The sequence below is a fragment of the Pseudobacteriovorax antillogorgiicola genome (genome assembly GCF_900177345.1).
Classification (GTDB): Bacteria; Bdellovibrionota_B; Oligoflexia; order Oligoflexales; family Oligoflexaceae; genus Pseudobacteriovorax; species Pseudobacteriovorax antillogorgiicola.
In genome coordinates this window covers 97994-112775 of sequence record NZ_FWZT01000025.1, presented here as the reverse complement: position 1 = coordinate 112775, position 14782 = coordinate 97994, and the positions used below count along the sequence as shown (strand labels likewise).

Here is a 14782-nt window from a genome sequence, read left to right as displayed (position 1 = left end):
CATTGGTTAGCTTCATTGATGCCTCCTAGTTCTCGAGAGGCCTAGCATACACTAATGTTTGCCATAGTTTTTAGCATTATTGAGATCGGCTCTAGCAATCGGTCTCATTTGAATTAGTGTCGACTTGATCTGACAAAGCCCACAATAAAAAGAGGTTACCCTGTTTTAGGATATACTTTTCATAAATCATATGCTTTCATTTCCAGCTTGTGAGATGTTTCTTTTTGATCTTTTTTTATTCGTCTAGGTGTTTGACTTTGTTGGAGTAACCTATGTCCCAAGATATTCCAGAAATTTACGCCAATTATAATAGCTTCCGACCTGAAGCTTCAGGTTCGAAAACATTATGCTATTTTACTCGTAATATGGGTGCTCTACTTGAAGAATCTAAACTTGGAAAAGATGCAAATATTCTCGAAATAGGGCCAGGCAAAGGGGAGTTGCTTAACAAACTCAGGGGACTAGGTTACTCAAACTTGGAAGCCTTTGATATTTGTGCCTCTTTTCGGGAGAATCTAAGAAGTCAGGGATTTAAGGTCTACGATGGGAATAATTTATTAGATCTCTTGGAGCAGTTGCCGGATAACTATTTTGACGCTCTGATTGCTGTGGATGTTTTGGAACACATTGACCGATTGGAACTACAGGAGTTTCTAAAGAGCTTTAGTTGTAAATTAAAGTCCGGGGGAGTCATTATGGGCCAGGTTCCTAATAGCTCTGGACTTTTTGGACACAATACTTTTATTGCCGACTATACCCATATTACGCCGTTCAATGAGATCAGGTTGACATCTTTATTTCATGGGTGTGGTTACAAAAACATTCTTGTCCGAGAGACTCGGTTACCGAAGTCAGTTGGAAATTTTTTCAGATCAATTGCAAGGAATTTTATTTTCAAGATCGCCTATTTTCTTAATCGATTAGTTGGAGCAACTCCGGTTAAAAATTTATCTCATCTCATTTTGTTTCACGCAGAAAAGTGATTGTCTGAGACTGAGGAGCACTGTCTCCTTGACATCTTTCGAAGCTCGACCTTGAAATCTATTTTTGGAGGAGTGTGTCGAAAGCAAATTAGTTGATTCATCCAATATCTCTGTCACCCGATTCAGCAGTTTATTACCAAACTCCCATAGAACCTCTTTTTGGTTAAATGTAGATTTGGATATCTTTCAAGCTTTCGCCCTTCTGATAACTCAATAAAATGTGCGAAACTTGTGGAGCCGAACCAAAAAATTCAATGAATACTATCGCTTTTGATTGATTATAGTTGGCTCACTCATTAGAGGTAAAAGGCAAGTTCAAAAAGTGAAATTGTTATTACATCCCAAAAAAAGCATCAACGACCACTTGTTCGGCAGTTGTCGGCTTCAACTCGAACTCGCTTACCAGTTAGATTTTGAGGCCCGCTCTTCTGGATAATATTACTGCTGAAGGTGAGCAGAAACTGTTCTCCTTTTTTAAAAGACAGAGTCTCATTCGACAAATGGCCTCGTTTGAGCCCTTGGATAGTTTGATCAAGTTTGAACTTGTCGCCAACTTTTCGATGAAGTTTGACTACAATAGAATTACTTGAACTTCTCTTACTTATTTTCGTATCGACTTTCTGATCGACCATTGAAGTGATGACGCCAGTCGTTCTATCTGCAGCAAATTTCCCTTCGAAACAAAAGGCCAGGTCGTTATGATCGTAATCAAACCAATCTTCATATCCTAAGCCGAGGTATACTTCGTTAAATAGGATGTCGTGGCTGGCAAGGATATCTTCAGGAATGACAGTGTCCGAAGGAGAACAGTCAATTCTTAGGTTTTGCTTGATAATGGAATCGTTTAGCTCTGTAACACTGGAAAAAATCATATGATTGCTATCTGACCCCAGATGAGCAAAACGTACCGTTCTTGTCTCTCGTGAACCTTCACGCCCTTCGAAGATACGATCAAAATCTTGACTTGACTTAGGTATTTCCAAAACAATTTCTAAATCATCATCAGAGAGCGGGTACTTTGGAGTACTCAAGCTACTTTCTCGACAAACAATCGATTTCAAGATTGCGCTAGCAGATATAATATCTTGTTTTCCGTCTATTCCGATTTGCTGTGATTCCGCCTGTCTCATGACTGATTGGGTAGTCACATCTAGGTCTACAGCATGGAATCCGCCCAGTAGAGCACCTGATAGTAATAGAGTCGAGGTTGTGGCGTTACCAGCTTCATTTGATAATATATTAAACATTGAGAAAACCTTCATCAGTTCCAGGTATGAGGGGCTGATCGGCTAGCTATTCCTATATTTAAACTAAGGTTTGCTAGGAAAAGAATGTATGGACCTTACTTCAGGTAAGGCTTTTAGTAAGGAGGAGGCATTCGAAGTCCCACTGGCATTAAATAGCCCTCATAGTTGTAATATATGGAATAAAATCTAGCGGTTTATGGAAACCTAAGACAAGTTCTTAGGTATACTTGGGCGCGGAGCCGATAGCAGAGCAATAGCCGATTAGATCAGCCCGGAGGACTCATGGCACAGGTAAGGCGTGAAAAGAGATTTTGTACAAAGAACACAAGTGCCAAGGGCGCATTGTTGGGGGAATTCAAAGGCTCAGCCACTCCTTTCCGCTTGGTAAATTTATCGAGCAGGGGAGTCTGCATCGAAGTTCCTAGGAATTTCCCTGTGTCAGACCGCCTTTACTTTACATGCGAGGCTGATGAAGCGCCAAGTTTGTTCTCGGGAATCGTTCAATGGTCGAAAGAAACTTCGGATGGAAATTTTCAGTTGGGCCTAAGTGTAGCGTCTACAGTTCTTTGGGATGAGTTGTTTCACTTCGTGCAAGACGAAAATGATCTCTATTTCTCATAGAAAGCCCCTTTATCAGTCATGGAAGGCGTTTTATCTGTCGAAGAAAAATTATTTTCTTTTTATAATTTGTGGAATCTTTATTATATCAAAACAGGGTACCCCCTCTTTTTTTATCGAGGCCTGTGTCAGACAAGTCGACACTAATTGAGATAAGATTTATTGCAGATGCCTAATTTTAGTTTGTTTTCAAACCAAGCCTGTGAATGCTGCCCCATACATTCCCTAAACAGTTGAGTTTAACAGTTTTGCAGTTAGTGTTACAGACTTCAATGCTTGTAAACATGAGTCTAAATGATGCTCGTAGTTCAGATAGGGGACAAGCTCTAATTGCCTCCTAATAGAAAATATTTTCCGGTTCAATTCAGTGTTAATATTATGCTAACCAGAACGACTTTCAAATATACTCTTGAAAATTAATATCCACTTAGTAGAACTCCGTCATCACTCGGCAGATCTTTAATCACGTTATAAGCTAGTTCTGATCGAAGAAACGTTTAGTTTATATTTCAGCTTGGCTAACAAAGGAGTTCCTACCATGAAAACCAAGCCTCATTATTTGAAAGGCTCTAGAAAACTTTATTTCCTAGCCATTATCCTAGCAGTATCGTTTACGAAAAAGTCCTCGGCTCAAAATCAAGTGTTTAGCGTCTATGGTGAAGATACATCTGCAGCAGATAGATTGATTGCTGGATATGATGCTGAAATTTATCCTTGGGAAGGAACCTTACGCTACAAGTCTGGGGTCCAGCCTTTCAAAGGGAGTCAGCATATTTCCTGGGCAGGGAGATCGGGGGTTTGGTTTGGTGGGGGAATTCAGTCTGATCAGCCATTAGACTTGAGTGACTACGGCGAGGGCTATATTCAATTTCATATTAAAACCACTCTTGATGTCGATTTTCGCGTTGGTGTAACGGATCGCTACGGCAATGCACATTATGTGGTCGTACCTTTGGGGGCCAGTAAATATGGAGATGTTCAGCGGGATAGATGGAGTCCCGTGCGAATACCAGTCAGAGATATCCGGGGTATCAAAATCGATTTGAGGACCATTCGCTATGCATTTGCCATCACGAGTATTACCAACACATACCCTAAAAAAAGCTTTAACCTAGCTGTAGACGAGATCGTATGGGTTGCAGATGGTGGTAAGGTGACTTTGCCCACCCCGCCAACGTCGGGAGGGGATACAACTGCAAAGGGAGGTGATTTGCGGGTGATGACATTCAATGTACGGACTGAGTTAGCAAACGACCCTGGAGAGAGAAGTTGGAATGCGCGCCGATATCGGGTTAGTCAGTACATTAAGGATTCTAGGCCAGATGTGCTGGGGATTCAGGAGGCTACGGGTGGTCAGCATGATTTTATCCGCAGTCAAATCGGATCACAATACGGCTCCTCTCCACGACGGCAGATCATATATCGTAGGGATCGTCTTCGTATCCGTGACTCAGGTCGAATATACTTAGTTGCAGACAAGTGGGGGAATCGTTCCGCAGAATGGCTGGAGTTTGAGGTAAAGCCTACCGGGCAGCGATTTGTCTTTGTTGCATCTCACTGGGGAGTTGACCGGAATTCCCAGCAGGGTTCTGCTAACATCATGAGAGACGCCCTTGGTGGCATCAATGGTAATTGGCGAGTGCCAACTATTTTTGTTGGAGATCTCAATGTTCAGCCAGGCAGTAGACCTTTGACCACTCTGTTGGATCAAACCCCACTCAAGAACTTTTTTTGGGGGTCCACATTTAATGCTTGGTATGGCGCAAATATTCAACTTGATTACGTCACCGGGCACAGGGTTAGTAAGAAGGACTGCTTTGTAGAAAGAAGTCATAACAGCTTCCAAGCGCCCTCCGATCATCGGGGCATCGTTTGTAATCTGCGCTTCTAGTTTACCTAAGATATATCGGGGGAGCGGCTTTGTGCCGCTCAAATATTTAGGATTCGAAGATGCCTTGGATTTCGTAAGTAACACCAGTGTTCTGAGCGAATTTGTTGTTTATTCCTCGTTGGGAGCTGAAGTAGAGGCGCTTGCCGTTTGGACTAATTGCAGGGCCGGTGATTTCAGAGTGGTCCTGATTTTCAACTTTTACCAAAGGATATACATCGCCCCAGGGACCGATGACGACAATTTGCATTTGCCCGCCATCCTCTGCGACAAGAACATGACCGTCCTTTGAAACGGTAACATTATCGACTCCACTCAGAATGGGAGTATCCGACGTTGCTTTGTCATAGAGAAGCCCCAGAGACTGATCATTGGTATCATAGAACCAAACTCGATTGTCGCCTTTCGTTGTAAAGTAGATCATGCCTTCATGAAAGCTAATACCTTCACCGCCATCGAACTTGGTCGCATTGCGAATTTGCTTGCGGGTAGGAGTTTGGAACAAACCAGGAGTACTATTCTCTAAAGGAACCCATGAAACAAAACCTCCATCTTCCACGGCTACTTCTAAGAGACCATTGTCTAAGTCCATGCGACCATTGAGATCTACAGAAGCGGGTGTATACCGGTAAAAGCAGCCATCACCTTCATCTTCTGTAAGATAGGCTTGCATGTTTACGGGGTCGATAGCAACAGCTTCATGCTTGAACTTGCCAAGCCCAGATCGCTTCTCACTGCAACCATCTCTTACAACATCACACTCAAAAACTGAACCGAAAGGGATCTCCTCGCATGATAGCCACGTTCCCCAAGGAGTAGCGCCGCCAGCACAATTCTGGCTGGTGCCTCCAAGTATTCCGTAGGCATCCTCAATCTGTCCGTCGGCATTGAACCTTATTGCGCCCGCGCCACCGGCGAGGAAAATCTCACTGTTCGACGTGTATACCCATCCACCATCGTTTTGAGGAAAGCAAGCCCCACCATCGGGATAAATGTGCCAGCGATAGTCCGTTTTTCTGCCATCGGTATCACGAACTACGCGATGTCCCGTACGAGCAATTTGTCGTGAAGAAAAACCCTGAGGTAAGCGGATTCCTTGGGAATCTGGAGATCCTAAGGGACCGAGTGACTTGAGCGACCGGAAGTCCAGCAGTTCTTGACCAGAAGCCATTGAAGTGAGTTGGGTTCCAAGGCTTAGAAAGCCAAAGCTCCCCATGGATGATTTCAAGAAGGAGCGACGATTGAAATCACTAGTCATAGGATTCTCCTGTGTGTTGAGTCGGGTTTGTGAGTCTCGAATTTTGCGGAATTCTAAAGATTTACTTTGTAGTTGAGATTAAGATAGCTAAAAAAATCAGCGAGATTCAGAGGTAAGCCCTTGATGCTTTTTTAACAGGAACTTGTTTCCCATAGGTAGGTGTTGAATGCCAAGGGCTTCATTTTTGTAAGAGGTGATCTTAAGCAATACTAACTTGCAGCATTGCGATTATAATGTTCCAGCTTACCTCGATAAAATACCCATGAGTTTGCAGGTTCCTGAATTTGCCATTTTCGGAAAAAGTCATAAAAAATAGATAATTGGCCAGTCAGTCGATAGAAAAATACCTGCATTCTTTAGCCCTTGGCGGTGGCTTACAAGAAAAATTTTACGGCCTCTAGAGTGAGCTGTCTTGGAACCGATGGGCTTGATGTTCAAGACATTGGGTCTTGATCATGAATGCAACAAAGGTGAGGTTCAACGTGAGAATATTTAAGTTCGCAATTATAGCGACACTTGCTCCCCAGCTGATGGGTTTTTCAATTTCTAGCCAGAAACGCCAGGCCATTGAAAAGTCCGAGGAAATTTACCTACAGCTCTTTCAAAATGATCAGATTATCGATCATGTGATCAGTAGTGAAGCCAACAAGAGCCGTATGTCTTTACAAGAGAGAACAAGAATTTGGGATACCTGGTCTAGTAAATCTGGTTTGAATTATGCCGAGCTTGGAGAAGAAGGTCAGGACATTCCAGAGTGGATTGTTGGCGTTGTAAAAAATCCATGTTCAGAGATTCTAGAAGACACAAAAGAGCAATATCGCGTTGCGGAACTTTTCGTTTTGGATCGTGAGGGTGTTCCGGTTTGTACAGCAAACCTGCTGACTCAGTACGACCAGCGGGATCAGAAAAGCTATCGAGAAATAGCAGTAGAACACAAAGAATACTATATTCAGCCTTTCACAAGAAGCCCTCACACTGGCAAAAGGCAGGTGGAAGTTTCTTATCCTCTTCATGATGATGATGGTTCGTTGATTGGTGTATTAGTTGTTGGTGTGAAGCCTTCGGTGAGATAATGGATCTTCGGTCGGTCATCACTCTTGTAAAAAAGAGTGATGACCATCCTCGTCTCTCTAAATCATTCTTCTAGCAAATTTTCCATGAGATCGACCAACTTCTGAGGATCTGGTGCACCTACGATCGTGTCTTTTAATTCGCCATTTTTAAAGGTGACGAGATATGGAATCGAGCGAACTCCCATTCCTTGAGGAACAGTCGAGTTGGCATCAACATTCATCTTAAATATATCAACATCACCCTCAAATTCTTGCGCTAGTTTATCAAGAACAGGGCCAATCATCTGACATGGGCCGCACCAAGGGGCCCAAAAATCTACCAAGCATGGCCTTTGGTTTTCAATCACTCTCGATTCGAAATCAGCATCACTGACTTCTTGAACATATCCTGCCATCATTTCTCCCTTAAGTATAAAAATCAATAAAAATAGATATTTGTATAGTTGCCCAAAAAAACAATCAAGCACCTGCAACATTTCGTCATGCTTTGCATCCTAAGGCTACTACAAAAAAGAAGTCAAAGACGGCTCGTAAGTGTAGCGTCGAGAAGAAAAAGCCCAACAAGCTGAATTTTTAACCTGAAGTTTCTCTCTCCGCAAGCGTTTACGAGCCGGTGACTTGCAATCACCTACCGCCTTATTGCTCAACCCTTACCATGATTTAAGAAGTAAATAGTTGGTCCCTTGAGCTCTATTTTGATAATTATATCAGGGCCTAAAAAAGATCAAAAACATGCTTTTAATGAATGAATTACGTGAACCGATGAGGAGATCACCTAAAATAGTCAGGGGACCTGCTGCTGGTTTAGCCTTCCGGTATTAGTGAAATACGGAGGTTACCCATGAAGTTTGACAAAAAATATCTTTCTACGTTCATCGCCTTAGGTCTGGTCGGGCAACTAGTTGCTTGTCAGAAAAAGGCTGGTGAAGAGGAAACAGATGAAGAGTCGCCGAAAACTGAGGAACAGCAGACCTCGTCCGAAATACAAACTCCTGAGCCTGATCAGGTTTCTGAGGAGCAACAAGCAGACTTTACGCCTGAAGCAGTAGAGCCTCCACCTCCAGTCGTCGAGCCACTACCACCTCCTCCACCAGTTGTAATTCCTGATGCTCCTATGTCGTTCGCCTTGCAAAGCCCGTCGTCTTCCATCAGTAATCAGGGGACAATCAAGCTTAGATTTAGCGACCTCACGGGAAGCGAAGAAATTTCTATTTATAGCGATGCAGCTTGCACCGAAAGCCTTGCTACAGCTGTTGCAAATTCAGATGTTTTTGATGTTGAGGTGGGTCTTTCAACTGAAAAAATCTATTCTCTGTATGCAACCTTTTCTATCGATGGAGTGCGGTCAGCATGTTCTGGTGTGTCAGTAGATTATACCTACGATGCAACGATCAGCGAGATATCCGGAATATCATTCGTTGGCTTGACAGGAAGCATTGGCAGCGATCGGACACCAACGCTCAGAGTTGATGGTGTTGGTGATGGAGATACAGTATTTCTATACAAGAATAGCAATTGTTTGGTGTCGGGGCAGGTAGGATTTGGAATTGCCTCGGGAAATTCAATTGACATTACCTTGTCTTCAGCCGCGCTGCCGAGTGATAGTGCCTATAATTTCCATGCTCGGTCAGAAGATAATGCCGGTAACGTATCAAGTTGCACAAGCTTTTCTTTAGGCTACCAGTTGGATACGTCTGCACCAGATGCACCTAGCTCAGTGACACTAACGGACCCTGGGACAAGTTTAGGTCTCGATACGACACCGACATTTAGCGTGGCTGGTGTTAATGTTGGTGACACTCTTCTTCTTTACAACGATGCAGCGTGCATGAATGAGTATGCTTCGACTACAGTAACCACAAACCCCATGAGCATCGATAGCTCGAATATCTCGTCGGATGGTACCTATCAGTTCTACTCCGCAGCAATTGACGCCGCTGGAAACAAGTCCGATTGCTCAACGTCATTTGCATCCTATACGCTTGATGTTTCTAAACCAAGCTTGAACACCGTGACTCTTACCTCGGGTGGTGGCAAGAATGTGGCAGGTATCGATGGTAAAGCGATTCTGACCTTTCAAGCCAGTGAGCAGCTTTCATCAACGACTGTAACGATTCATGGTCGCTCAGTAACAGCGAACAATATATCTGGTAACACCTGGCAAGCAGTTTATACCTTCTTGGGTTCCGATCCTTCCGGTTCGATTGGGTTCACCATTGATTACGAAGATCAGGCAGCTAATGCAGGGAATCAGGTGACAGCTACAACTGATGGTTCGATGCTAAACTACGATAGCACCAACTACTCACCCACTTTTTCAGTTAGTAGCCAAGTTGTTGCAGAAGGTGCCCCGATCAATCTCGATATCAACGACACCAACTCGGGGAACGATACAGATAATAATGGTACTGCCATAGCCTACACTTGCTACTATGATATGGTGGCAGATGGTGAAGTATCAAATACAAACCCATGTTCTGCCATCACAGGCATGAGCTTTGGTACCAGTGATGGTATTTTGCAGTGGGCGCCGGATTATGATGCTGCTGGCGTCTATGAGTTGAAAGTTGTGGGAACTGATTCGGTTCTCGATGGTGAGGCGATATTTACCCTGACAGTTAACAATACAAATCGCCCACCAAGCTTACCAAGTTACAGCCAGAGAAGTCTGTATGATAACGATAATTATAGTTTCGATGTGAGCGATGCAAGCACTGGCAACGATCTTGATGTGGATGGAGACACCATAGCCTATAGCTGCTATTATGATGAACTTTTAGATGGAGTAGTTGCTGATTCAAATTTGTGTTCAGAAATTGCTGGTCTAAATTTTAACGAAACTCAGGGTCTATTTAGTTGGGCTGTGAAAGCTAGCAACGCAGGAACCTACGAATTTCGAATTACTGGTTCTGATAGCGATCTCACAGGAGATAGTGTTTTTGAAATCAATGTAGTTATCGATATATCGAAGCAACCACAGCTTTCGGTGATCGGCAGTAACACGACGAGTTACTTTTCATCTCTAAGTGACAACAATCAAGTATCAATGAATGGCACATTGCTAGGAACCTATCAAGCTGGAGATACTTTTACACTAACGACATCAGCGGGAGATCTGATGGAGTGTACAGGGGGGTGTTTTGCTGTTACACCGGTTGAAGGTACTGCCGCTTGGACTACAAGAACCTATGCTTCCACCTTGCTTTCGACGTATATGGGGCGCTATGACACAGCGAAGATTGTAGTCGCTGCCTTTGACCAAGCTGCCTATGTAGAAATAAAACAGGATGGGGTAACTCACGCTACCGGCACGATCCCTGCGGGAACTATTCAAGAGTTCACAAACATTGTGCATAATGTGGGAGCCTTGTGGATCGAAAGTGATCAAGATATCGCAGCCTATGTTTCAACCAAGGCATCAGGGGATAGTGAGTACGATCGCGACGGGCGTGTTATCACCGCGGCAGCAAAAACGTCGTTGGCTTTCGTTTCAGGTGGTGGCGGCACTCCGGCAGCGGTAAGCACTACAGAAGATGATACTGTTGTTGCAGCATACCGAAACGATGGAACTAATTTCTCTGATACGATCGATATCAAGGATATCCTCACGGTAACCCATACCACGGCGAAGCAAAGCTCAGAAGCTTCAGCAATCGCCGTGTATTCATCAAAGCCAACTGTAACGACACAACATGCTGATGGTGATGGTACAAATGCTTCCCCTTCCTTGCCGAAGAGTATGCTTTCAACCCACTTTGTTGCACCTATCGAGGGCGACTATGCATCGTTCGCATCTTTCGAGCAGGGTGAAGTGTTTGTTGTGGACTCAACAAATACTGTGGTAACAAGGATTCAAATGACCCGCAGTGGTAGTGCTTCCGAACTTGCACCTTATGCCGCTACTTATAACATTTCATCGATTGCTGTAGGAACTCGGTTCATGTGTACCTCACCATGCCTTGGGATTTACGAGCCGCGTAGTAATGATGATGAAACTTTAATGACTGGTACTAACAATAGTTCATTTCTTCTCAGCTCAACGGATTTTGTTGCTGGTGGGTCGCTTCCAGCGGCAAGTATGGGGAACCAAGGCTCATGCTCCGGCACCAATAATTTTCCAAATCTCACCTGGGCCAATGCTTCTTGGGGGACAAAGTCCCTTGCGATCATTGTTGAAGACCAGGATAACAATAACGTCCATCTCAACCTTGTGGATGTCGATCCGAGCCTGGGTAGTTTAGGGACTTTGATAGCAGATGCAGGTTCTGTAACCTTTCCTTCAGGTTTGGCGGGTGAAAATAGCTTTAGCGTAGTCGGTTGGACAGGCTTCTGTGATAACCATACCTATAGCTTTAAAGTTTACGCCATGAGTATCAACATAGGAAGTGCAGTCAACGATATGACTAGGGCTGCTTTTGAAGCAAGCTATGGAAGTCAGATCATTGATTCCTACGAACTGCAAGGCACTCCTTAGTTAGAGGCTCGCATCGCGAGTTCTTTTCTTTTTTCTGCAATAATATCCCGAACAGGAGATGATAGAGAGAACAGGAAAGCTTCCAAATCTTCTATCTCTCCGACGGTTAGATATAAGTTAACCATCCGTTCGTCAGCATGTGTTTCTGGTTCAGGACGATTATAGAGATACAATATCTCGCGAATAGTTTTGGCACTCCCGTCGTGGAAGTATGGTGCAGTGCTTGTTAGGTTGCGTAGAGTTGGTGTTTTAACTCTAAATGGCCCGGCTTGCTCTTGGGTGAGCGGCTCATCGAGGCAGTTACTAGGCTTATCAAGACATTTAAAAGGGTTGTTTAGTAGCTGCTTAAGCCCTTCATCACGACCAGGTATTTTTGATAGGGCTAGGGATGTGAAGTGGAAATCTTGGTCGGTAAAAAGGGCCCCCGAGTGGCATTGATTGCACTTGGTTTTGCTAAGGAATAGCTGGAAGCCTCGCCATTCTTGTGGGCCAAAAGTCGCCGTAAACATGGGTTCTTGAGTCTGTTGGTAAGACCTCATGAACTTATCGAAGGGTGAATTCATGGCTACGATGCCGCGTTGATACTGCTCTAGTGCACGGCCGAAATTGCTAAAAACCTCGTCAACATCTTGCTTTTGAATATCACTCAGTTTGAAACTATCCAGTTTCTCAGCGTCGCCAGATAGCAACGGGATCAGACTTTGAGGAAAAGATGTTTGGAAAGCATGTTCATATGGCCTGCGATAGTATTGATAGAGCGTGTGAACGACCTGCCTTCGATCGATTCCATGTTCTTCAGGATGTTCAATCGGTTGCAGGGCTTGTGCTGCGAGGCTATCAGCGCGACCATCCCAGAAAAACCACCTTTGATTGTAGAGGTTGATGAGCGGCGGAGAATTGAGCGCTGTGCGTGCTAAACCCATTGATTGAGGCTGATTATCTCCGAAACTAAATTCCTCTTTATGGCAGGATATGCAGGCGACTTGACCATTTTTTGAGAGTCTTTGATCACGGAATAGTTCAAATCCCAGCAGGCCTTGTTGGAGCTGAAGTGGCTCGAACGTTGGCTCTTTAAGAATATAGTCCTTTGACTCAAATGGAAACTCGGCGTTTCGTTCCATCCACAGGTGGCGCCCTGTATAGATCAGAATAGCTGACAGAGCTATGCTAACAATGACTTTAACCAAGTAACTGCTCCTATCTTTTTATCTGCGCTTCTTTCAATCTATGGTTCTTTTTATACATTAAGGCTAAAGGGCTTGGCTTGTAAAGCTTTGAGGTGGCGCATGATTGATATTACTAGGGGTGAGGCTCCTAGCCTAAAGCACAGGTTTCTGGACTTAGACATTCGGGGGGCTGAGAATCAAGGAACAATGAGGAAGACAAGTTTTCTAAATTAGAGTGATCGAAGGCTTGAAATATTCATGGGCTAGGGTACAGAGTTGCGTAGAATATTGAAAATTTTTTAACGATAGTGGGGTTATCTATGAACTTGTCAAAGTGGAGTGCATTACTTCTATTATTACCTAGTACTATGGGCTGGAGCCTTTCAGTGTCCCTAAAGGACTCTGGAACCTGGCCTATAAGCCCTGGTCTCGAAGCTAGTCCCCCTGAGTCAGGTGTTTGGATTGACATTGAAACCTTTGGATTTATGACAGCGGTAGGCATTCGATACACAACAGATGGTTGGAATAGCTTCAAGGATGTGCAGGCGCGATATGAGGGAGGGCTCGACGGTGAGCGTAGCCAGTGGGGTGTAGACCTTGCCTTACAAGATGGTATTTCCTTAGTTGAGTTTGTTGTCTACGGCGATAGCAATAGCGGTCGGATCTGGGATCAAGGCGGTAATCATACAGTCGGGGCTCAGAGCTACTGGATTCAAGAAACAGAGCGTCGATTCCAGTCAGGGGAAGGTGATTATTCCGATTTGTCGAGCTACTCGGTGGCGATGTGGGGATCATCAGTCTGTAACGGCACTGGCGCGGAAGGTGGAAAGTCCTGGGTGGCCCTCCTTGAAGAGCAGTGGCAAAGGATGAACGGACCACAAATCATACAAGCCAGCTATCCTGGGCACAATACCAACGATAAGGAGCGTCAGCAAGAATTCGATAAGATTCAAGGCAGTGATTTCGTAGTGCTGTGCCTGTCGATGGGGAATCATGGCTTAGAGAGACAGAAGACTGAGGAAAGTGCTTTTCAGATCACTCAGTGGTATCTCAATGATATGTTTTATGATCAAGTTGCTGACTCAGATCCTGAGAGCTTGATTCATAGAATTCGGCAAATGGGTGCTGAACCCATAGTCGCTCTGGTATACCCTAAAGGCGATTATCAGAAAAGGCACTGTGAGCAAGTCGTCAAGGCCAATATCATTCAGCAATCTTGGCAGGTTCCGACCATTAACTACTTTGGTTCAGTCAACGGTGGCAATCGCTTTAATCCAGAAGACTGTCAGTGGACAGATGGTTCGCTGGGAACGCTCAACACTCAAAAAGACGCGTCTCATCCTAATAGCTTAGGTCATCGTGAGATGTACTACGCATTTCCCCCAGATTTACCCTTTGCCATCAAAGCAGGTAAAGAAACTCCTGCCAAACCAGAGCAAGATGGTGGTCTCAATATCGACACAGGATATCTGGGGATTGTCTATGAAGCTGAATTTCCGATGACCAGCTTTACCACTCAATTTGATATGAAGGGCGATGCTTTGGGAGTGATCGCTATGGTTCATCTCGCAGGCGGCAAAAGCCTTCAGCTCATCAATGGCAAAGAAGGAATCTTTCTACACTCTGATCTAGGTTGGTATCAGTGGCTTTCTTCGCACCGCATCAACTGGACAAACCTTGCGGTTTCCTACAGTCATGCCAGACAAGTTCTATCTGTATACCTAAACGGTGGATTGGTATATGAGCGAAGGCTGACCTATGATCATAGCCCTCTCTACTTCGCTTTGGGCAATCCCAATGGCAGTGAACCAGCCCGTGACACTATTAGCTTTCGCAACTGGTTTGTTAATCGCACGGCACTTCATAGTGAGGAAGTCGCTTTGAGGTCTCGTACAGATTGGCTAGGAGCGGGAAGCCTTGATATCTTTGCCCCTTTAGCGGGTGGTATTCAAAATCGGGCGCAAACTCTGCAAAGACTTGAGTATCGCACGGAGGGTCGACCTGTGCCCTCAAGCCGAGAGAATCATTATTATAAGTAAAAAATACTAAAGTATCATGGGGTTAAGCCGATGAAA

The 14782-nt window shown here is 44.4% G+C and carries 10 protein-coding genes; 6 read left to right on the top strand and 4 right to left on the bottom strand.

Annotation, left to right across the window (positions count from 1 at the left end; all coding sequences use genetic code 11):
• Positions 1 to 272: 272 nt before the first annotated feature.
• A complete protein-coding gene (locus B9N89_RS25690; protein WP_132324149.1) occupies positions 273 to 983 on the top strand; it encodes a class I SAM-dependent methyltransferase in 711 nt (236 codons plus the stop codon).
• Between the two features lie 353 nt (positions 984 to 1336).
• Here B9N89_RS25690 and B9N89_RS25685 read toward each other — a convergent pair whose 3' ends face one another.
• Entirely contained in the window at positions 1337 to 2245 is a 909-nt protein-coding gene (locus B9N89_RS25685) for a hypothetical protein (protein ID WP_132324147.1), read from the bottom strand.
• Positions 2246 to 2512: 267 nt separating this feature from the next.
• Here B9N89_RS25685 and B9N89_RS25680 point away from each other — a divergent pair, with 267 nt between their 5' ends.
• Both B9N89_RS25680 and B9N89_RS25675 read left to right on the top strand, forming a co-directional pair.
• Complete coding sequence (locus B9N89_RS25680) at positions 2513 to 2851, top strand: PilZ domain-containing protein (protein WP_132324145.1); 339 nt, start codon at positions 2513 to 2515, stop codon at positions 2849 to 2851.
• Between the two features lie 535 nt (positions 2852 to 3386).
• The gene (locus B9N89_RS25675; protein ID WP_132324143.1) at positions 3387 to 4739 is read left to right on the top strand and encodes an endonuclease/exonuclease/phosphatase family protein; all 1353 of its coding nucleotides are present in this window, start codon (positions 3387 to 3389) and stop codon (positions 4737 to 4739) included.
• A gap of 46 nt (positions 4740 to 4785) precedes the next feature.
• On the opposite strand, the gene B9N89_RS25670 is transcribed toward B9N89_RS25675, so the two are convergent.
• Complete coding sequence (locus tag B9N89_RS25670; protein WP_200820790.1) at positions 4786 to 5994, bottom strand: alkaline phosphatase PhoX; 1209 nt, start codon at positions 5992 to 5994, stop codon at positions 4786 to 4788.
• Positions 5995 to 6476: 482 nt separating this feature from the next.
• On the opposite strand from B9N89_RS25670, the gene B9N89_RS25665 reads away from it, so the two are divergent.
• Complete coding sequence (locus B9N89_RS25665) at positions 6477 to 7067, top strand: PDC sensor domain-containing protein (protein ID WP_159455638.1); 591 nt, start codon at positions 6477 to 6479, stop codon at positions 7065 to 7067.
• A 62-nt stretch (positions 7068 to 7129) separates the two neighbouring features.
• Here B9N89_RS25665 and trxA read toward each other — a convergent pair whose 3' ends face one another.
• Complete coding sequence (trxA, locus tag B9N89_RS25660) at positions 7130 to 7462, bottom strand: thioredoxin (RefSeq protein ID WP_132324139.1); 333 nt, start codon at positions 7460 to 7462, stop codon at positions 7130 to 7132.
• A 446-nt stretch (positions 7463 to 7908) separates the two neighbouring features.
• Here trxA and B9N89_RS25655 point away from each other — a divergent pair, with 446 nt between their 5' ends.
• Positions 7909 to 11541 (top strand): YbhB/YbcL family Raf kinase inhibitor-like protein, encoded by a 3633-nt coding sequence (locus B9N89_RS25655; RefSeq protein WP_132324137.1) that lies wholly within the window; start codon positions 7909 to 7911, stop codon positions 11539 to 11541.
• Here B9N89_RS25655 and B9N89_RS25650 read toward each other — a convergent pair.
• Entirely contained in the window at positions 11538 to 12728 is a 1191-nt protein-coding gene (locus B9N89_RS25650) for a cytochrome-c peroxidase (RefSeq protein WP_132324135.1), read from the bottom strand. The genes B9N89_RS25655 and B9N89_RS25650 overlap by 4 nt on opposite strands.
• 299 nt (positions 12729 to 13027) lie before the next feature.
• On the opposite strand from B9N89_RS25650, the gene B9N89_RS25645 reads away from it, so the two are divergent.
• Positions 13028 to 14746 (top strand): SGNH/GDSL hydrolase family protein, encoded by a 1719-nt coding sequence (locus B9N89_RS25645; protein ID WP_132324133.1) that lies wholly within the window; start codon positions 13028 to 13030, stop codon positions 14744 to 14746.
• Positions 14747 to 14782 lie beyond the last annotated feature (36 nt).

Bases quoted from the DNA above. Each gene is read 5' to 3' on its own strand.
- B9N89_RS25675 (WP_132324143.1), top strand. From the start codon at position 3,387: ATGAAAACCAAGCCTCATTATTTGAAAGGCTCTAGAAAACTTTATTTC.
- B9N89_RS25670 (WP_200820790.1), bottom strand. From the start codon at position 5,994: ATGACTAGTGATTTCAATCGTCGCTCCTTCTTGAAATCATCCATGGGG.
- B9N89_RS25645 (WP_132324133.1), top strand. From the start codon at position 13,028: ATGAACTTGTCAAAGTGGAGTGCATTACTTCTATTATTACCTAGTACT.
- B9N89_RS25680 (WP_132324145.1), top strand. From the start codon at position 2,513: ATGGCACAGGTAAGGCGTGAAAAGAGATTTTGTACAAAGAACACAAGT.
- trxA (WP_132324139.1), bottom strand. From the start codon at position 7,462: ATGGCAGGATATGTTCAAGAAGTCAGTGATGCTGATTTCGAATCGAGA.
- B9N89_RS25685 (WP_132324147.1), bottom strand. From the start codon at position 2,245: ATGAAGGTTTTCTCAATGTTTAATATATTATCAAATGAAGCTGGTAAC.
- B9N89_RS25690 (WP_132324149.1), top strand. From the start codon at position 273: ATGTCCCAAGATATTCCAGAAATTTACGCCAATTATAATAGCTTCCGA.
- B9N89_RS25655 (WP_132324137.1), top strand. From the start codon at position 7,909: ATGAAGTTTGACAAAAAATATCTTTCTACGTTCATCGCCTTAGGTCTG.